Annotated in this window: 12 protein-coding genes; 9 read left to right on the forward strand and 3 right to left on the reverse strand. The window is 71.0% G+C overall.

Going from position 1 to position 19,260, the window contains the following annotated elements; genetic code table 11:
- The 3 genes from ABT367_RS34060 to ABT367_RS34070 form a co-directional block, all read right to left on the reverse strand.
- Nucleotides 1-651, reverse strand: a 651-nt coding sequence (locus ABT367_RS34060) for an ROK family protein (RefSeq protein WP_434975603.1), incomplete at its 3' end; no start/stop codon positions are given.
- A gap of 187 nt (nt 652-838) precedes the next feature.
- Entirely contained in the window at nt 839-1,903 is a 1,065-nt protein-coding gene (locus ABT367_RS34065; RefSeq protein WP_352257145.1) for a LacI family DNA-binding transcriptional regulator, read from the reverse strand.
- Nucleotides 1,900-6,447: a glycoside hydrolase gene (locus tag ABT367_RS34070; RefSeq protein ID WP_352257146.1), complete on the reverse strand. Its 4,548-nt coding sequence runs from the start codon at nt 6,445-6,447 to the stop codon at nt 1,900-1,902. Before ABT367_RS34070 ends, ABT367_RS34065 begins: the two co-directional genes overlap by 4 nt.
- 296 nt (nt 6,448-6,743) lie before the next feature.
- Here ABT367_RS34070 and ABT367_RS34075 point away from each other — a divergent pair, with 296 nt between their 5' ends.
- The 9 genes from ABT367_RS34075 to ABT367_RS34115 all read left to right on the forward strand — a co-directional run.
- Nucleotides 6,744-8,048, forward strand: a complete 1,305-nt coding sequence (locus tag ABT367_RS34075; RefSeq protein ID WP_352257147.1) for an ABC transporter substrate-binding protein — start codon at nt 6,744-6,746, stop codon at nt 8,046-8,048.
- A gap of 24 nt (nt 8,049-8,072) precedes the next feature.
- Nucleotides 8,073-9,065 carry a carbohydrate ABC transporter permease gene (locus ABT367_RS34080; RefSeq protein ID WP_352257148.1) on the forward strand — a complete coding sequence of 331 codons (993 nt, stop codon included), beginning with the start codon at nt 8,073-8,075 and terminating at the stop codon, nt 9,063-9,065.
- Nucleotides 9,062-10,000, forward strand: a complete 939-nt coding sequence (locus ABT367_RS34085) for a carbohydrate ABC transporter permease (RefSeq protein WP_352257149.1) — start codon at nt 9,062-9,064, stop codon at nt 9,998-10,000. Before ABT367_RS34080 ends, ABT367_RS34085 begins: the two co-directional genes overlap by 4 nt.
- A gap of 42 nt (nt 10,001-10,042) precedes the next feature.
- On the forward strand, nt 10,043-11,320 hold the full coding sequence (locus ABT367_RS34090) for a glycoside hydrolase 5 family protein (RefSeq protein WP_434975604.1): 1,278 nt from the start codon (nt 10,043-10,045) through the stop codon (nt 11,318-11,320).
- A 61-nt stretch (nt 11,321-11,381) separates the two neighbouring features.
- Nucleotides 11,382-13,430, forward strand: a complete 2,049-nt coding sequence (locus ABT367_RS34095) for an endo-beta-N-acetylglucosaminidase (RefSeq protein WP_352257150.1) — start codon at nt 11,382-11,384, stop codon at nt 13,428-13,430.
- Nucleotides 13,431-13,510: 80 nt separating this feature from the next.
- Complete coding sequence (locus tag ABT367_RS34100; RefSeq protein ID WP_352257151.1) at nt 13,511-16,534, forward strand: alpha-mannosidase; 3,024 nt, start codon at nt 13,511-13,513, stop codon at nt 16,532-16,534.
- A 135-nt stretch (nt 16,535-16,669) separates the two neighbouring features.
- The gene (locus tag ABT367_RS34105; RefSeq protein ID WP_352257152.1) at nt 16,670-17,173 is read left to right on the forward strand and encodes an SMI1/KNR4 family protein; all 504 of its coding nucleotides are present in this window, start codon (nt 16,670-16,672) and stop codon (nt 17,171-17,173) included.
- A gap of 127 nt (nt 17,174-17,300) precedes the next feature.
- Complete coding sequence (locus ABT367_RS34110; protein ID WP_352257153.1) at nt 17,301-18,116, forward strand: ABC transporter ATP-binding protein; 816 nt, start codon at nt 17,301-17,303, stop codon at nt 18,114-18,116.
- Nucleotides 18,116-19,260: ABC transporter permease (locus ABT367_RS34115; RefSeq protein WP_352257154.1), on the forward strand; the 1,145-nt coding region annotated here is incomplete at its 3' end. The genes ABT367_RS34110 and ABT367_RS34115, both read left to right, overlap by 1 nt.

Here is a 19,260-nt window from a genome sequence, read left to right on the forward strand (position 1 = left end):
GGCGAGCCCCCCGTGCCGTGCGATCGACGTACCGGAAGCGATGATCTCGACGCAGCCGCGGCTGCCGCAGGGGCACAGCTCGCCGTCGAGTTCGACGCTGATGTGGCCGATGTGCCCGGCGTTCCCGGTCGGCCCCGGGTGCAGCCGGCCGTCGAGCACCAGACCGCCGCCGACGCCCGTGGAGACCACCATGCACAGGGCGTTGCGGTGGCCGCGGGCCGCGCCCAGCCAGTGCTCGGCGGCCGTCATCGCCACCCCGTCGCCGACGAGCACGGTGGGCACGGGCGCACCGAGCCGTGTGAGCGCCTTCTCCGTCCGCTCGACGACCGGATAACCGCGCCAGGCCCCGATGTTGACCGGGCTCACGGTGCCGCGCGAGGCGTCGATCGGCCCCGCGCTGCCGATCCCGCACCGCCGCACACCGGCCCACTCGGGAGCCTGCGCGAGCTCCCCGACGACCTCTTCGAGCGCGGCCATCACCCCGTCACCGTCGGTGCCGCGCGGGGTGGGCCGGCGCGCGGTCACCAGCAACTTCCCGTCGCCCCGCACCAGCGCCCCCGCGATCTTGGTCCCCCCGATGTCCAGGGCGAGCGTGATCCCGGGGCCCGCGCTGTCGGGGGCCGGGGGCGGGAGGAGGTCGAGGGTGGTCACGGGCGGTACTCCTGTCGTTTCAAGCCGGTCCGGCAATCTCAGCCCCTGCGGCGTTTGAGCAGATCCGAACGAAGTTCGGATGCGGGGTCCGGGGCGAAGCCCCGGTTTCGGGAAGGGGCGGGGTGGGGGAAAGAAGGCCAGCCGCAGGCGCAAGGCCCCCGCACCCGCCAACGCACCGTACCCACCCTCACCGTCCGGACGACGGCGGCCCCGTACTCTCCCGAGGCTCCAGATGCGGGAGTTCGGCCTGAAGACTACGCACGGGCCCACCGTCCAACCGGGCCAGCAACTCCTCCGCAGCCAACCGCCCGAACCCCGACGTATCCCGTACGAGCGCGGTCAGCCGCGGGTGCGTCACGCGGCACAGGGCCGAGTCGTCCCAGGCCACGATGGACAGTTCGCCCGGCACCTTGATACCCCGCTCGGCCGCCACGGCGACCCCCGCGACCGCCATCACATCGTTGTCGTACACGATCGCCGTCGGCGGCGCGTCCGAGTCCAGCACCCGCCGCGTGGCCTCCGCGCCCTCCGCGTCCGAGTAGTCGGTCGGTACGGAACGAATCGCCGTGAGTCCGAGCCGCCCCGCCTGCGTACGCAGCGAGTTGATCCGCCGCTCGGTGTGCGCGAGGCCGGGCAGACCCGCCACGTGCACGACATGGCGGTGGCCGAGCTCGTACAGGTGGGCCAGCACCGAGGCCATCGCCGCGGAGTCGTCCGCCCACACCGTCGACACCTGCCGCTCGCCCTCGGCGGGCGCGCCGATCATCACCGACGTGAGACCGAGTGAATCGAGCAGCTCGGGCCGCGGATCGTCGCTGCGCGGGTCGACGACGAGCACACCGTCCACCCGCTTCTCCGCCCACCAGCGCTTGTACACCGCGCACTCCGCCTCGATGTCCTCGACCACCTGGAAGAGCAGCGCCACCTTCCGTGCGGCGAGCACTTCCTGGACTCCGGAGACCAGTTGGAGGAAGAAGGACTCCACGCCGAGGGTGTGCGCGGGCCGCGCGAGCACCAGGCCCACACACCCCGAACGCTCCCCGGACAGCGCACGCGCGGCGCTGTTGGGCTGCCAGCCGAGGTCCTCGGCCACCCGGTGGATGCGGTCCCGGGTGCCCTGCGACACCCCGGGCCGCCCGTTCAGGGCGAAGGACACGGCGCTCTCCGAGACTCCGGCCCGGCGCGCGATGTCCTTGATGGTGGGCCTGCGCGCGGGAGTGGCCCGGGCGGCGCCGTCGCTCTGCGGTGTCATCGTGCCTTCCCCTCGTGCGGTGCGGTGGCCTGTTCGGTGCAGTCCTGCGGGTGGGATCCCTCGCCCACGTGGACGGCGACGGCGGGACCGTAGGCGATACGCCCTTGGCATACGGCCTTGATCAGGACCCAGTACACACCGGGCGGGGTGTCCACGGGCGCAGACAGCTCGAACACGGTCCGGGTTGTGTCCCGCGCGGCCAGCTGGAGTGCGAGGCGTTGGCCGGTGAACTGCCAACTACCGTACGGGGATACGGCGAGCGCCTCGCCGTGCAGATCGCTGTGCAGGCCGTTGTGCACGAGCACCGCCAGCTCGCCCCGGCCGCCGGGCGTCAGGTCCACCCGCGTGGTCTCGGCATCGATGCCGATTCCGGGCGGCGGTCCCGGCCGGCCCGGCACGGTCACGGTGAGGCAGTCCTCGACCGCGCCGGCGGGGGTCGTCAGGACCACGCGTACGAGATGGTCGCCGCTCCCGGCACCGGGCGCCGGCCGCACGGTGAGCGGTAGCCGGGTGTGACCGCCGGCGTCGATCCGTACGGTCTGCCGGGTCCAGGAGGCGGACCATCCTTCGGGGAGCAGCACCTCGACGGGACAATCACCGGCCGCTTCAGGTGAGTTGGAGGTCAGAATGATCTCCGTGCGCAGCGGCTCGGGACCTTCCGTCGTGAGCGCGTAGGGCATGACCCGTACCGAGTACGGGGCGTTGCCCAGCGGCGCCGTGCCGGTGTTGTGCAGCCAGTAGCGGCTGAACACGGGCTGCACCGGCTCCCGCGCAGGCTCCGTACCGGGCGAGGGTTCGGAGATCAGCCGCAGCGTGGCGTAAGCGTTGCCGCTCAGATCGAACACGTCGTCCGGCGGATCCGCCGCGCGCCGCTCGTCGCCCGAGGGCTCCTCGAGCAGCCCCGTCCGCTCGGCGCCGACCACCACCATCTCCCTGATGAGCGTCGGCCGCACCGCCCGCCCATGGGTCTCCCGCAGCCGTACGGCGAAGGCCTCGCCGTCCTCCGACTTCTTCACGGTCTCCACAAGCACCTGCCGGGAGGGTTCGACGGACAGGTGTGACATGGCGCTGGGTGCGGGCCCTTCGTGGGGAGCGCCGGTCACGGCGGTGAGCGGCTGGTTGAACTCCCGTCCCCTGCGCATGAGATCGGCCTCCCGCCAGTCGCCTTGCGATGTGACGAGGGCGTGCTCGAAGACATGGGTCCAGTGCTGCAGCTGGAAGGAGCTGCCGTCCGGCGCGGTCCGCCGGGGCGGATCCATCCACTCGGCGCTCGGCCGTCCCGTGCAGGACCGCATCAAGGTGCTGTGCAGACGGCCCTCGGTGTCTACGGCGAAGCTGGGCGTACCGCGAACGAGGACACCGACGGTGCGGTCCTCGAACGGCTCGGCGCCTCCTTCGGGCGCCAGCGCCCCGAGGGCGGCGTCCCGCCGGAGGGTCTCGGCGAGCGCGGCCAGCGCGCCCGGCAGATCATCGCCGGTGAGGACGAGGACCGGCAGGTCCCGTGGCCCCGTGAGGTCGCAGCCGGGCTGCCACACCTCGCGCAGCGGCGCCCGCGCGGGCACCAGGACGAGGGGCCACTCGCCGTCCCGTACGGCCTGCGCGCACGCGGCGGGTGCGTCGGAAAGCACCGCGGCGGTGAAGGAGTTGACTTCGGGGCCGCCGACGGCGATACGGAAGTCGGGCAGGCTGCTGTCCACGGCGAGGTCGCCCCAGCGGGGGCCCTGGGCTCGAGTCGGGGTGGTCGTGACTCCTTGCTGCACGAGGGCGGTGACGACATCGCGAAGGGGGTCGCCAGGGCCGTCCTCCTCGGATACGGGCGCCATCGGCTGCCCGTATCCGGGCAACCCGGCGTCCGGCAGCACGATCTCGCCGGCGCCGAGCGGACGTTCGCCCACCCGCGCGCCCTCGGGGCCGGTGAGCGCGACCCGGAGCGTCGACGACAGCGCGAACCAGTTCAGGCACGGTGTGTCCAGGGTCCAGGGCGCCCGGGTGTGATCCACGCCCGTGTCGGTCTCAGGGAACGCGAACCCGCGCCCCACGGCCGCCGCGGCCGTCTCCGCCACCGGCAGCGCACCCGGCACATCCGCCGGGATCCGCAGCCTGAGCAGCTGGTCGCCACCCTCGAACCCGTCGACCTTCGTCGTGAGTTCCACCCGGTCGAGGCCGTGCCAGAGCGTGGTCGTACGGGTCCAGCGCACCGGGCCCGTACGGCCACGCGCCACGATGCGCGCACCGAGCGGGCTGTGCTCCACCGCCACCGACTCGGCGGGCGCCGAACCCGACCCCGTCCCCGGGCCCTTGGGCAGCAGGTGCCAGGGCCCTTCCTCGAAGAACGGATGCGCGGCGTACTCGTCCTGGACGACCAGCTCGTCGACCGAGCCGGGGGTGATCAGCTCGCGGCCAGCGCGCAGATCGGCGACCCGGCTGAGCCCGCCGCCGCGGGAGGGGTCGGCCTCGACGAGAAACGTCTCATTGGCGATACGAGGGCGGGGCGGGGCACACCCCACGTCCCCGTCCGCCGCCGCTTCGGACGCGGCGGCCCACTCGGCCTCCCCGTCCGCCGCCTCGGCCCACCCCGCGGACACCGGCCCGCCCGCGTCCACCAGCCACCATGTCCGGTGTCCCAGCGAGGGCACCTCGCGTGCGAGGAACGCGATCTGCGCCACCCCGTCGTGCACGTGCTCGACAAGGACGGGAGCGGGCGCGCCGCCCTCCTCGCCGCGCACAGCGATCCATGCCGGGTCCACGACACCGAGCGCGTCCAGCGCGACCTTCGTACGCACCACGTCCGTGCGGTCCCACGACACGGGGTTGAACACGGTCACCGCCACCACTGCGCCGACCTGCCCGGACAGGCTCGGTTTGCCGGCCTCCGAGGCCCCGCCCGCCGCGGGCGCCCGCGTGTCCACCGCGGCCGTCATCGCCGACAGCGCCGACTCCCGTACGGAATCGGCGAGTTCGTACGCCTCCCGCCAGGTCGGCAGCAGATCCAGATACACCTGGTCCGAGAAGGTGCCCGTCACCGCGTCGTGGTGCGCCGCGTGCAGCAGATGCCGCCACGCCTTCTCCAGCGCGTCCGCCGGGTACGTCATCAGGCCGAGCGCATGGACGAGCGACGCGTAGGTCTCCGCCTCCTGGACCAGATACTCGGCCGCCCGGTGGGCCTGCTTCACATCGGCGTACGTGACGTCCTTGCCCGTGTACACGGGGCCCATCTCCCGCGTCACCGGCAGCGGCCGCTCCCCGCGTACCTCCAACTCGGCCCGTACGGCGGCGAAGTGCTCGCGCGGACCGGAGTGCTCCATGCGCGGCCAGGTGTAGCGGCGGTTCCACGCGTGCTGGACGTCCAGGCCCCACGGGTGCGGCCAGGAGAAGTCGGTGCCCATCGGAATGAGGACGTTGCGGGTCGCCGCGCCCGTCCTCAACAGCTCGTACAGATCGAGGAGTTGCTCTGCCGCAGCCTCGGCGGAAGCCGCCTTGTGCGAGAACCACCCCGCCGAATAGTGCGCCGGCAGATAGTGCAGAAGCAGCCCGGATCCGTTCGGCCCGATCCAGTCGTACTCGGCGGGCAGCTGCATCGCGCTCGGCGGGCGCAGCGCTTCCCCCCAGGTGTCCATCATCGGACCCCACTGGTGGTGCGGGCCGCGCGCGAACACCGCCGAGTCAAGACCCGCGTCCGCCATCAGAGACGGGAACGACGGATCGTGCCCGAAGACGTCCAGCTGCCAGGCGGTACGCGGGTCCCCGCCGAGCACCTCGCGGTGGAAGGCCAGCCCGTGTACCGCGCTGCGGACGGTGGTCTCGGCGGAGGTGAGGTTGGTGGACGGCTCGTTGTACGTCCCGCCGACGATCTCGAGGCGCCCCTCACGAATCAACTGCCGTATCTCTTCGCGGTGTTCGGGATGCGTGTCCCAGAACGGCTTGAGGTAGTCGATCTCCGAGAGCACGAAGCGGTACGACGGGTCGTCCGCCGCCTGCTGCAGATGCAGCGGTACGAGCGTGAACGCCGGCACACCCGTGTACTCCCAGCCCTTCTCCGGCTCGCCGTCACGCTGCGGGGTGTCCCAGAGGGCGGTGTAGGCGGCCTGGGTGTTCCACCACATCGGGTCGTAGTGGAAGTGCGGGACCAGGCGGACGGTCCAGCCCGGTTCGGCGACCGTCAGCTCGAAGCCGTACGAGGCGAGCAGGCGGCCGTCCGAGGCGTGCACGAGGGCCGTGGCCGGCAGCCGGTCGCCAGGAGCGGCGTCCGTGACGCGGACGGGGACCTCGGCCCAGGACTCCAGTGATGTCTCCGACTGCCGTGCGCCACCGGTGAGTTCGGCCTTCGCGTCCACGCCCGCGTACGCCTCCGCGGTGTCCGCTCGCAGCAGGCGCGGGCGGGGCGTGCCGACGTCCCGGCCCGTGACCGAGATCCGCAGCGGTCCCGCCGGGCGGGTGCGGCGGATACGGACCCGTACGACCTGGAGCGGATCGCTCTCGGGGCCGGTGAAGAGACCAGGTGTGGTGACACCGCTGACGTGGACGGAGAAAGCCTGGTCCGGCACGGGGGAGTTCCTTTACCTAAACCGCATTAGTGATCACACCCTGAAGGGTGCGGGAGCCCGGTGTCAAGCGGTTGTCCGTACAGGTGGGGTCAGGGGTGTTGACATGAGCTAAACCGCATTAGTAGCCTCGGCGCCGCGCCGGTATGGACTAACGTCCCGAGAAGTAGAGCCGTTTGGGGATAAGGAATCCGTTGACTGCCCCTGGGTTCGGGGGCGAGTATTCGGCGCAAGGTCTTGCATTTCGCATTTCTCCATTTCGGTTGTCGTATTCAGGTCCGAGCAAAGGAGCCCCGGCCATGCGGATATCCCGTCGCGTCGCCACAGCCACCGCTTTCGCGGTCACCTCAGCCCTTGTTGTCACGGCGTGCGGAGGCACCGGATCGGGCGGCGACGGGAACAGTGAGTCGTCCGGGAAGATCGAAGGCACGGTCAAGTTCCAGACTTGGAATCTGAAGACCAACTTCAAGGGCTACTTCGAGGGCGTCATCGACGGCTTCGAGAAGAAGTACCCGGACGTCGACGTCCAGTGGATCGACCAGCCCGCCGAGGGCTACGCGGACAAGCTCAGCGCGGACGCCACCGCAGGCACGCTGCCCGACGTCGTGAACGTCGCCCCCGACCTCGCCACCCCGCTCGCCAAGGCCGGCCTCGCGCTCAACCTCGACGAGGACCCGGCCGCCGCCAAGTTCAAGGGCGAGTACCTCGAAGGCGCCTGGAAGGGCCACGAGATGCCGGGCAAGGCCGGCACGTACGCCTTCCCCTGGTACCTGAACACCGGCCCGATGTTCTACAACAAGGCGCTGTTCAAGGACGCGGGCCTCGACCCCGCGAAGCCGCCGACCTCGTACGACCAGCTCTTCGCCGACTCCCTGAAGATGGCGGAGAACAGCGACGGCAAGATCGCCATGCTGTCCAACGCCCCGGCGGTCGAGGACTTCGGGCGCTACGGCGTGCCGCTGATGAACGGGGACAAGACCAAGTTCACGTTCAACGACGCCAAGGGTGTCGAGCTCGTCGAGAAGTACAAGGAGCTCTACGACAAGGGCGCGCTCGACGAGCAGGCGCTGACCGCCGTCGCCGAGTCCTCGGGCCGCAAGTTCCAGCAGCAGCAGATCGCCATGAACCCCGGCAGCGCGCACGACCTGGAGACGTACAAGAAGGAGGCCCCGGGCCTCTACAAGAACGTCGGCGTCACGCCCGCGGTGAACAACACCGGCAAGGACAACATGTACGTCCAGGGCCTGATGGTGAACGCCCAGTCCAAGGTCAAGCCCGCCGCGATCGAGTTCGCGCACTGGGTGACGAACGCCGAGAACCAGGAGAAGTTCGGCCAGGAGGTGGCGGTCTTTCCGTCCACCAAGGGCAGCCTGGACCACGAGTTCTACACCAAGGACGACGGCACCGACGAGGGCCGGATCCGGGTGGCCGCCGCCAAGGCGCTGAAGACCGCGGTCAACTACACCCCGGTGGTCTTCACCGAGCAGATGAAGACGGTCCTCAAGAACGAGGTCGCCAAGGCCATGCAGGGCAAGAAGTCCGCCGAGCAGGCCATGGACGACGCGGTCGCCGAGTGCGACAAGCTGCTCCAGCAGGCCGGCTGATCCGGCGCCCGAGGACCGTACGACATGAGTGACACGTCGACGAGGAGCGGTGAGCCGGTCGCGAAGACCGGGCCGGCCACCGCCCCCTCGCCTCCCACGCCCGCCGCTGCGCACGCGGGCCCGGCCTCGCCCAAGCGGCGCGGTATTCGCACCCATCTGCCGAGCACGCCCTGGCTGTTCCTGCTGCCGGGCTTCTCGATCATCGGCGGCTTCGTCCTCTTCCCGTTCTTCTCCACGGTGTCGAGCTCGTTCACCGACCAGCGCACCCTGATCGCGGGGAAGTGGGTCGGGGGAGCGAACTACCAGGAGCTGTGGCAGGACGAGATGTTCTGGACGGCGCTGCGCAACAGCCTGCTGTACATCGTGGGCGTCGTACCGCCGCTGGTGATCCTGCCGCTGCTGCTCGCGATGCTGGTGCAGCGCTATCTGCCGGGCATCTCCTTCTTCCGCTCCGCCTTCTACACCCCGGTCGTCGCCTCCGTCGTCGTGGTCGGCCTGATCTGGGTCTGGATGCTCGACGACCGCGGCCTGGTCAACGCCGTGCTCGGCGCGATCGGGATCGGGCCCGTGGCCTTCCTCAGCGACCGGTGGCTGCTGCTCATCAGCGCCATGCTGGTCACGGTCTGGAAGGGCCTCGGCTACTACATGATCATTTACATGGCCTCGCTCGGGAACGTCCCGAAGGAGCTGCACGAGGCCGCCGCCGTGGACGGGGCCGGCGCGATCCGCCGCTTCTTCACGGTCACCGTGCCGGCCGTGCGCTCCACGATGGTCCTGGTCGCCGCGCTCTCCTCGGTCAACGCCTTCAAGGTCTTCTCCGAGGTCTATCTGATGGCCGGACCCAACGGCGGCCCCGGCGGCGAGGACACCACCCTCGTCATGCTGATCAAGCAGGTCGGCACGGGCTTGAGCGGACGCGTCGGCTATGCCTCCGCGATCTCCGTCGTCGTCTTCGTGATCACCCTTGGCCTGATGCTGCTCGTGCTGAAGGCGGACAAGAAGGAGGGCGACGCATGAGTGCGCAGACCCTGGACTCCCCGAAGCCGCAGGAGCCGGCGCCCAAGCCGCGCAAGGCCCGCAAGCCCCGTCCGTCCGTGAAGGACAAGTTCCTCGCCGAGGGCGGACGGCGGCCGCCGGCGTGGAAGCTGACGCTTCGCTATCTGCTGCTCCTGGCCGTGTTCGCGATCATGGTCGGCCCCTTCCTGTGGCAGCTGTCCACCTCGCTCAAGGGCGCAGGTGAGGACATCTACAGCTACCCGCCCAAGCTGCTGCCCTCCCAGCCGACCTTCGACAACTACGGCAAGGTCGCCGAGCTGATCCCGGTCTGGGACTTCGCGCTCAACTCCCTGAAGGTCGCCCTCGCCAACGTCCTCACCAACGTGATCGGCGCCGCGCTCGCCGGATACGCCCTGGCCCGCCTGAAGTTCCGCGGCCGCAAGCTCGCCACCGTCGCGTTCGTGATGGCCATGCTGGTGCCCGTCGAGTCGATCATCATCGCCCAGTTCATGACGATGCGGGAGCTCGGCCTCAACAACACCCTCACCGGTGTGGTCCTGCCCGCCTGCATCGGCGCCCTGAACGTGCTCCTGATGCGCAACGCCTTCTCCAACATCCCGTACGAGATCGAAGAGGCCGCCTTCGTCGACGGCGCCAACGCCTGGCAGCGGTTCACGAGGATCGCGCTGCCCGCGGTCAAGGGCACCATGGCGGTCGTCGCGATCTTCGCCTTCATGGGCGCATGGGACGACTTCCTGTGGCCGCTGATCGTGCTGAGCGACCAGTCCAACTTCACGCTCACCATCGGCCTGAACTATCTGCACGGCACCTTCGCGAACGACCAGCGCCTGGTGGCGGCGGGCACGATCATCGCCGTCGCGCCCCTGATCGTGCTGTTCGCCTGTCTGCAGCGCTTCTTCTTCCGCGGGGTGGGCGAGGGCGCCGTCAAGGGCTGACCCTCTCGCTCTCCCGTTTCGTACCGCAACGCTAGGACCCCCATGCCCGACGCTGCCCAGCCGCACGCCGCCATGCCCCGCACCCCTCGCTTCGGCGCCAACTACACGCCCACACAAGGCTGGTTCCACCACTGGCTCGACTTCGACCTCGACGCCGTACGGGCCGACCTGGACTCGATCGCCGCACTTGGCCTCGACCACATCCGGGTCTTCCCGCTGTGGCCGCTGTTCCAGCCCAACCGCACCCTGATCCGCCCGCGCGCCGTCGAGCAACTGGTGCAGCTGGCCGACGCGGCCGGCGAGCGCGGGCTCGACATCAACGTCGACGGTCTGCAGGGGCATCTGTCGAGCTTCGACTTCCTGCCGGCCTGGACCCAGACCTGGCACCGGCGGAACATCTTCGCCGACCCCGAGGTGATCTCCGGCCAGGAGGAGTACCTGCGCACCCTCGCGGCCGCGCTCGCCGACCGGCCCAACTTCCTCGGCATGACCATCGGCAACGAGATCAACCAGTTCTCGCACGATCCGCACCCCGACCCGGACCGCATCTCCCATGAGCAGGCGGCCAGTTGGCTGGAGCGGATGCTCGCCGCGTGCGAGGCGGGCGCGCCCGGCAGGTTCCATCTGCACGCCGAGTACGACGCCGCCTGGTACCAGGACGCCCACCCGTTCACGCCCGCGCAGGCCGCGCGGCTCGGCGGGGCGACCGCGGTGCACTCCTGGGTGTTCAACGGAACGGCCCAGCGCCACGGCCGTACGGGAGTGGCGACCGAGCACCACGCCGCGTACATGATCGAGCTGGCGCGCGCCTGGCACACGGACCCGGCGCGCCCCGTCTGGCTGCAGGAGGTCGGCGCCCCGGCGCCGCACATCCCGGCCGAGCACGCCGCGCACTTCACCGAGCGCACCATCGCCAACGCGCTGGACTGCACGGACGTGTGGGGCGTGACGTGGTGGTGCTCCCACGACGTCTCCCGCGAGCTCGCCGACTTCCCCGAACTCGAGTACAGCCTCGGCCTGTTGACCAATGGGCGTGAGGTCAAGCCGGCCGGTGCGGCAATCGCCGAGATCGTCAAGGAATGGCAGTCCAAGGAGTACGCGCCCGCTCCTCGTACGACTGCCCTCGTCCTCGACACCGGGGACACGGTCGCCTCTCCGCAACGCGAACTCTGCGGCCCGGGCGGCACCTTCTTCGAGGCCTGGCACCGGCTGACGGCTCAGGGCGTACGCCCCGCCGTGGTCCTGGCCGAGCACGAGCACGACACGGAGCATCTGGCCGCGCGCGGGATCACCGCCGTGGTCGGCCCCGAAGAGGTCTGATCGCCGCGGTGGCCGGACCTGACGACGTCGACCGACTCTCCCCCTCAAGGAGCTTCCTGCAATGACGCAGCCACGCCCCACCTCCGGGATCCGTCCCACCCGTCGCACCGTCGTTCTCGGTTCGGCCGCCGCCGCGGCCGGGCTGCTCGCCACCTCCGTCCCGGCGCACGCCGCGCCGGGCGCCAAGAAGAAGGCCGCGGAGAACCTCCAGCCGTACGCCTCCTACTGGTTCCCCGACTCGCTGCCCGCCGGCTCCCCGGGCGCCGGGATCACCTGGCGTTCCCTGAAGACCTGGACGCCCGAGTCGGACGCCGATCTCGCGTTCAACCGCTCGACCGTGCCGCTCGCCGAGCGCTTCACGCCGGTCGCTGTGAACACCACGGCCCGCGCGGGCCAGGGCCGTATCGCCTCCCTCGTCTCCTTCGAGACGACCGCGTCCAATCCGTCGCAGGGCGCGGCCACCGCCGACTACTACGCCCTGACCCACTGGGCGTACATCGACGAACTGGTCTTCTGGGGCGGCTCCTCCGGCGAGGGCATCGTCCTCGCGCCCAACGCGCCGGTCGTGGACGCCGCCCACCGCAACGGTGTCCCCGTCATCGGGAACATCTTCCTGCCCCCGGCCGCGTACGGCGGTCAGCTGCAGTGGACCCGCGACCTCGTGCAGAAGGACGCGCTCGGCCGCTTCCCCATCGCCGAGAAGCTGGTGCGGGTCGCCACCGCGTACGGCTTCGACGGCTGGTTCGTGAACGCCGAGACCGGCGGCGGCGATCCGGCGCTCGCCGCGCAGATGCTCGCCTTCCTGAAGGAGCTCAAGCGCCTGGGCGAGCCGCACGGTCTGCGGGTCACCTGGTACGACTCGATGGTCAAGAACGGTTCGGTGGTCTGGCAGGACTGCCTGAACGCCGAGAACCAGGACTTCTTCCAGGCGTCCGACACGATGTTCCTCAACTTCAACTGGACCACCGCCGACCTGAGTTCCTCCGGCGCCCTGGCCCAGAACCTCGACCGCGACCGCTACGAGCTGTGGGCGGGCGTCGACGTCGAGGCATCCGGCTGGAACAAGTCGGTCAACTGGGAGGCGCTCTTCCCGAGCGGCGGCTCCCACGTCACCTCACTCGGTTTCTACCGGCCCGAGTGGACCCGCAACCACCTGCCGGAAGGCCGCACCCCCGGCCAGTTCCACGCCGCCGACGACCAGTTCTGGACCGGCACCTCGCTCGACCCGTCGCGCCCGTCCACCGGCGCCTGGCGCGCACCCGCCGGCGCGGTCGCCGACCGGTCCACGGTCACGTCGCTCCCGTTCGGCTGCTCCTTCAACACCGGTCACGGCCTCAAGTGGTACGAGGACGGCGCGGCCCGCTCCGAAGCCGCCTGGAACCAGCTCGGCCTCCAGGACGTGCTGCCGGGACGCAGATGGGTCGTGCGCACCACGGGCACCCGGCCCACGGTGACGCTGGACTTCGTGGACGCCTGGCGCGGCGGGTCCTCGGTCCTGGTCGACGGCACCCTGAACGCGCCCGTCGTGATCGAACTGCACGCCACCCGGCTCCCGTTGAGCGCGGACACGGTGGTCCGCCTCGCCCAGCGCGCGGTCTCGGGCTCCGTGCAGGTCGAGCTCGGCGTGGCGCTGCGGGAGGCGTCCGAGGCCGGGGCTCCGCTGACGTACTCGTTCCTGTCGGCGGGCACCCCGGGTGCCGGCTGGAGTACGGCGGACGTCCGCCTGAGCTCGCTCGGCACCGGCACCATCCACGGTCTGGCGGTACGGCTGACCGGCAGCGGAGCCGTGAAGTGGCGGCTCGGCGGGCTGCTGGTGCAGGACGCGGAGGAGTCCGTGGCCGCACCCACCGCGCTCAAGGTCGACAAGGCCTCCGGCGACGGTCAGTTCCGGCTGTCCTGGCAGGGCGCCCCCGGCGGCGTACGGCAGTACGAGCTGCACCGCGTCCTCGCGGACGGCACTCGGCGGTATCTGACGGGAACCTGCGCACATGCCGCGTATGTGAAGGGTCTCACCGCCGAGCAGGGCGAGCGCGAGATCCGCTTCGAAGTACGGTCCGTGGGGGAGCTCTACAGCACCTCCACAGCCGCGAGCACCACCCACCCCTGGTAACACCGCACCTCGGCTACACCGCACCTCGGCTACACCGCACCTCAGCTACACCGCTCCCTGAAGGAAGTTGGAGTCCCCTCATGCATGACGACCGTGCCCTCGTAGAGGCCCGCCTCAAGCGCGTACTCGAAGAGCGCATCCGTCCCGCCGTCTACCCCGAGTCCGTGCCGCTCACGGTCGAGTCCTGGACCGCGCCCGGTGAGCCCGTGCCGGTCGAGGAGGGACTGGCCGCGACGCACGAACCGGTGAAGGTCGGCGACGCATGGGGGGCTCCGTGGGCCACCACCTGGTTCAAGGTGACCGGCGAGGTGCCGGCCGCGTGGGCGGGCCGAACCGTCGAGGCCGTGCTCGACCTGGGCTTCGACGAGCGGATGCCCGGCTTCCAGTGCGAGGCACTCGTCTACACCCCGGCGGGAGAGCCGCTCAAGGCGGTCAACCCGCGCAACCAGTGGGTGCGCGTGGGGGAGGCGGTCGCCGGCGGCGAGCGCGTCGAGTGGCATCTGGAAGCGGCCTCCAACCCGGTGCTGCTCGGCGACAAGCCCTTCCGTCCGACCCAGCTCGGCGACAAGGACACGGCCGGCTCCGAGCCGCAGTACCGCCTGGAGCGTATGGACCTCGCGGTCTTCGACCGTGAGGTCTGGGAGCTGATAGCCGACCTCGAAGTCCTCGGCGAGCTGATGGAGGAGCTGCCCGTGGAGGGCGGCCGGCGCTGGGAGATCCTGCGCGCGGTGAACCGCTGCCTCGACACGATCGACCTCCAGGACGTCAACGGCACGGCTGCCGCGGCCCGTTCGGAGCTCACAGGCGTCCTGTCCGCCCCCGCGGACGCCTCCGCGCACCGGATCAGCGCGGTCGGCCATGCGCATATCGACTCGGCCTGGCTGTGGCCGCTGCGCGAGACGGTCCGCAAGGTCGCCCGTACGACCTCCAACATGACCAACCTCCTCGAGACCGAGGAGGAGTTCGTCTTCGGGATGTCCCAGGCCCAGCAGTTCGCCTGGATCAAGGAGCACCGTCCCGAGGTCTACGCCAAGGTCAAGAAGGCCGTCGCCGAGGGCCGCTTCGTACCGGCCGGCGGCATGTGGGTCGAGTCCGACACCAACATGCCGGGCTCCGAGGCGATGGCCCGCCAGTTCGTGCACGGCAAGCGCTTCTTCCTCGACGAGTTCGGCATCGAGAACGACGAGGCATGGCTGCCCGACACCTTCGGGTTCGCGGGCGGGCTGCCGCAGATCATCAAGGCGGCCGGCTCCAAGTGGCTGCTCACGCAGAAGATCTCGTGGTCGCAGATCAACAAGTTCCCGCACCACACGTTCAACTGGGAGGGCATCGACGGGACGCGGATCTTCACGCACTTCCCGCCCGTCGACACCTACAACTGCTCCATGCTGGGCCGCGAAATCGCCCACGCGGCACGGAACTTCAAGGACAAGGGCGTCGCCAAGCACTCCCTCGCCCCGACCGGCTGGGGCGACGGCGGTGGCGGCACCACCCGCGAGATGCTCGCGAAGGCCCGCCGTATGCGCGACCTCGAAGGCTCCGCGAAGGTCGTCTGGGAGAAGCCGGGCGAGTTCTTCGCGAAGGCCGAGGCGGAGTACCCCGAGCCGCCGGTCTGGGTGGGCGAGCTGTACCTGGAACTCCACCGCGCGACGCTGACCAGCCAGGCCAAGACCAAGCAGGGCAACCGGCGCTCGGAGCACCTCCTTCGCGAGGCGGAGCTGTGGGCGGCGACGGCGGCCGTACGAGCCGGATTCCCGTACCCGTACGAGGACTTGGACCGCATCTGGAAGACGGTCCTGCTCCACCAGTTCCACGACATCCTGCCGGGGTCGTCGATCGCGTGGGTGCACCGGGAGGCCGAGAAGACCTACGCGGCGGTCGCCTCGGAGCTGAACGCCATCATCACGGCGGCGCAGGGGGCGCTGGCGGGTTCGGGCTCCGTCGAGCTGGTCTTCAACGCGGCGACGCATGAGCGGTCGGGTGTGGCGGCGGGCGGCGCGGGCGCGCCCACGGTGACCGGTCCGGTCGCGCTGACCTCCCGCGATGGCGGTGGCTTCGTGCTCGACAACGGGCTGCTGCGGGTGGAGATCGACGAGCGGGGCCTGGTGGTGTCGGCGTACGACATCGAGGCCGCGCGCGAGACCTTGGCGCCGGGCGCGGCGGCGAACCTCCTCCAGATCCACCCGGACTTCCCGAACATGTGGGACGCGTGGGATGTCGACGAGTTCTACCGCAACGTGGTCACGGATCTGACAGACGTGGATTCGGTACGGGTGGTGGCCTCGGAAGGGGACCGGGTCGCCGTGGAGGTCGTACGGTCCTTCGGCTCTTCGCGTGCCACCCAGGTACTCACCCTCCTCGCGGGGGAGAAGCGCCTCGACATCGACACCGAGGTCGACTGGCACGAGACGGAGAAGTTCCTCAAGGCCGCCTTCCCGCTCGATGTGCACGCGGACCGGTACGCCTCGGAGACCCAGTTCGGTCACCTCTACCGTCCGACGCACACCAACACCTCATGGGAAGCGGCCAAGTTCGAGGCCTGCAACCACCGCTTCGTGCACCTGGAGGAGCCGGGCTTCGGCGTCGCCCTGGTCAACGACTCGACGTACGGCCACGACGTGACCCGCACGGTCCGCCCCTCGGACTCGGGCACGACCACGACCGTCCGACTCTCCCTGCTCCGGGCCCCGCGCTTCCCCGACCCGGAGACGGACCAGGGCGTCCACCGCTTCCGCTACGCACTCGCCCCGGGTGCCTCGGTCGTGGACGCGGTCCGCGAGGGCTACGCCATCAACCTTCCGGAACGCCGGGTGACGGGCGCCGCCCCGGTGTCGCCCCTGTTCACCGTGGCCTCGCCCGCCGTCGCGATCAGCGCGGTCAAACTGGCGGACGACGGCTCGGGCGACGTGGTGGTCCGCGTCTACGAGTCGGCGGGCGGCCGCGCCCGCACGTCACTGCGGGTGGGCCTGGACACCACATCGGTGCTGGCCACAGACCTCTTGGAGCGCCCCCTGCCCGACGCTCCGCCGTACACGGTCGCGAACGGCGAGGTCGAGCTGTCCCTGCGCCCGTTCGAACTGGTGACACTGCGGTTCACGCGCTGACGTCCGCCCGTTGTGCGCCGGGCCGCGGAGCTTTTCCGCCGGCCCGGCGCACGGCGCATCCACGACCGTTCCTGCTGCTCGCCCCCTGTGACCACGGATCTCGACACAAGGGCCGGCGGGCTGCAAGATCCTCACGTGACCGACGATGAACTCGTAGCCCTGGTGCGGGCGCAGGCTGTCGCCCGTTCCCTCCCCGGACCGGCGGCACCGGAAGACGTCGAAGCCGTGGAACGGGCCGTGGGCTTCACCATGCCGCCGCTGCTGCGGCGGCTGTACGTGGAGGTCGCGGACGGCGGCTTCGGGCCGGACGGCTGGCAGGCCGTGTCCCTCACGGACAACGACGAGTACTTCTCGGACGCCGAGGACCTGGTCACGCTGTACCAGGAATGGCACGACGGATCCGACGGGGAGCGGCGACTCGTACCGCTGGTCGACCGTGGCTGCGCCATCTGGAATCTGGTCGACTTCGGCTCGCCGGACGGCGCCGTCTGGGAACACGACCCCAACCGGGGCTGCCCCGCACATGCCGCCTTCGCACGAGGCCAGTCCCTCGCCGAGTGGATCGCGGTCTGGCCCGGACCGGACCAGGCCCCACCACCACCGACCGATTGCCCGGACTGCCGGGCCGCCGCTATCTAGCGGCCAGGGGGCGCTGCCCCCTACCGCAGTAGCACCCCCACATTGGCTCCCCGGTATGACGACCCGGGTGCAGTCCGCCCCGCACACTCCGCTGCGTCGGATCGAATGCAGTGCGAGAGGGCGGAACATGAAGGTGCGCAGGGGCAGGCGGCAGCAGGTGGGCGAGGGGGCGTCGGCCGGGGAGTCCGGGGTCGCCGTCGAGCTGCGGGGTGTCCGGCGGCAGTACGGGCGGGGCGCGGGCGCCGTGCACGCGCTCGCGGGGGTCGATCTCGCGCTGCCGCGCGGCTCGTTCACCGCGGTCATGGGCCCCTCGGGTTCCGGCAAGTCCACCTTCCTGCAGTGCGCCGCCGGGCTCGACCGGCCGTCGGCGGGGTCGGTGCGCCTGGGCGGTACGGAGATCACCGGGATGAGCGAGAACAAACTCACCGAGCTCCGCCGCAGCCGCCTCGGCTTCGTCTTCCAGGCCTTCAACCTGCTGCCGTCGCTGACCGTGGAGCAGAACGTACTGCTGCCGCTGCGCCTCGCCGGACAGCGGCAGGACCGGCGCCGGGCCGCCGCCGTGCTCGCACAGGTCGGGCTCGCCGACAAGGCGCGGCGCCGGCCCGGCGAGCTCTCCGGCGGTCAGCAGCAGCGCGTCGCGGTCGCCCGTGCCCTGGTCACGAGCCCTGACGTGATCTTCGCCGACGAGCCCACCGGCGCCCTCGACACCGGGACTGCCGAGGAGGTCCTCGGCCTGTTGCGGCACGCGGTGGACGGCCTCGGCGCCACGGTCGTCATGGTCACCCACGACCCGTCTGCCGCCGCCTGGGCCGACAGCGTGCTGTTCCTCGCCGACGGCAGCTTCGCGGACCGGCTCGACCACGGTTCGCCGGCACAGATCGCCGCGCGGATGACCGCACTCACCGCCCGCAGCGGCGGCGCGATGGCGGGTGCCGCCGCATGATGCGCCCCAATGGACTGGCCCGCGCGGCCGTCCGCTTCAAACCCGCCTCCTTCGCGGGCACGTTCGTCGCGCTGATGATGTCGGCGCTGATCGTCGCGGCCTGCGGCATCCTCCTCGAGACGGGCGTACGCGCCTCGGTCCCGGCCGAGCGCTATGCGCAGGCCCCGGTCGTCGCGGCGGCCGACCAGTCCGCACGCGTCGTCGCCGACACCGTCGACGGCCCCGAGGAGACCGCCTACCCGCTGCCGGACACCGCCCGTGTGGACACGGGGCTCGCGGCGAAGGCGGCCCGCGCGCCCGGCGTCGAGGCAGCGGTACCGGACTTCACCTTCCCGGTGCGTCAAGGAGCCGGCGCGCTCACCGGGCACGGCTGGGGCTCGCATGCCTTCACCGGGACCGCACTGTCCGACGGCTCCGCCCCACGCGCGGGCGAGGTGGTGCTCGACGCCGCCGCGGCCCGCACCGCGAAGGCCGGCGTCGGCGACACCGTCACGCTCGAAACGGCCGAGGGGCGGGCCGACTTCCGGGTCTCCGGTCTTGCCGAGCCCGGACCGGGGGACACCGCGGGAGGCGGCGGGGCCACCGCCTGGTTCGCCGACACCGCGGCGGACGGCTTGGCCGGGCACCCCGGCAAGGCCGACGCCATCGCCGTACTGGGCAAGGACGGCACTGGCACCGGCGCACTCGCCACCGCCGTGAAGAAGTCCCTGGCCGGGACGGGCGCATACGTCCTCACCGCAGACGCCCGAGGCGAAGTCGAGGACCACGGCCTGGCCTACGCCAAGGAGACGCTCACCGCACTCGGCGGCTCCTTCGGCGGGATCGCCACCCTGGTCGCCGTCTTCACCGCGGCCGGCACGGTCGCGCTCTCCGTCGGGCAGCGCACCCGGGAGTTCGCGCTCCTGCGCGCCGTCGGAGCCACCCCACGGCAGATCCGCCGCGCGGTCGCCGCCGAGGCGCTCCTCGTCGCGCCGCTCGCCGGACTGCTCGGGACCCTGCCGGGAATCGGCCTTGCGAGCTGGTGGTTCGGGCAGCTGAAGGACCGCGGAGCCGTCCCGGAAGCGGTCGGGCTGCACATCTCCTGGATCCCGCCGGCGGCCGCCGTCGGAGCCGGGCTGCTCACGGCGCTCGGCGCCGGCTGGGC

The sequence above is a fragment of the Streptomyces mesophilus genome, from assembly GCF_040300965.1.
Lineage (GTDB): Bacteria > Actinomycetota > Actinomycetes > Streptomycetales > Streptomycetaceae > Streptomyces > Streptomyces mesophilus_A.

Bases quoted from the DNA above. Each gene is read 5' to 3' on its own strand.
- ABT367_RS34065 (WP_352257145.1), bottom strand. From the start codon at position 1,903: ATGACACCGCAGAGCGACGGCGCCGCCCGGGCCACTCCCGCGCGCAGG.
- ABT367_RS34075 (WP_352257147.1), top strand. From the start codon at position 6,744: ATGCGGATATCCCGTCGCGTCGCCACAGCCACCGCTTTCGCGGTCACC.
- ABT367_RS34080 (WP_352257148.1), top strand. From the start codon at position 8,073: ATGAGTGACACGTCGACGAGGAGCGGTGAGCCGGTCGCGAAGACCGGG.
- ABT367_RS34085 (WP_352257149.1), top strand. From the start codon at position 9,062: ATGAGTGCGCAGACCCTGGACTCCCCGAAGCCGCAGGAGCCGGCGCCC.
- ABT367_RS34090 (WP_434975604.1), top strand. From the start codon at position 10,043: ATGCCCGACGCTGCCCAGCCGCACGCCGCCATGCCCCGCACCCCTCGC.
- ABT367_RS34095 (WP_352257150.1), top strand. From the start codon at position 11,382: ATGACGCAGCCACGCCCCACCTCCGGGATCCGTCCCACCCGTCGCACC.
- ABT367_RS34100 (WP_352257151.1), top strand. From the start codon at position 13,511: ATGCATGACGACCGTGCCCTCGTAGAGGCCCGCCTCAAGCGCGTACTC.
- ABT367_RS34110 (WP_352257153.1), top strand. From the start codon at position 17,301: ATGAAGGTGCGCAGGGGCAGGCGGCAGCAGGTGGGCGAGGGGGCGTCG.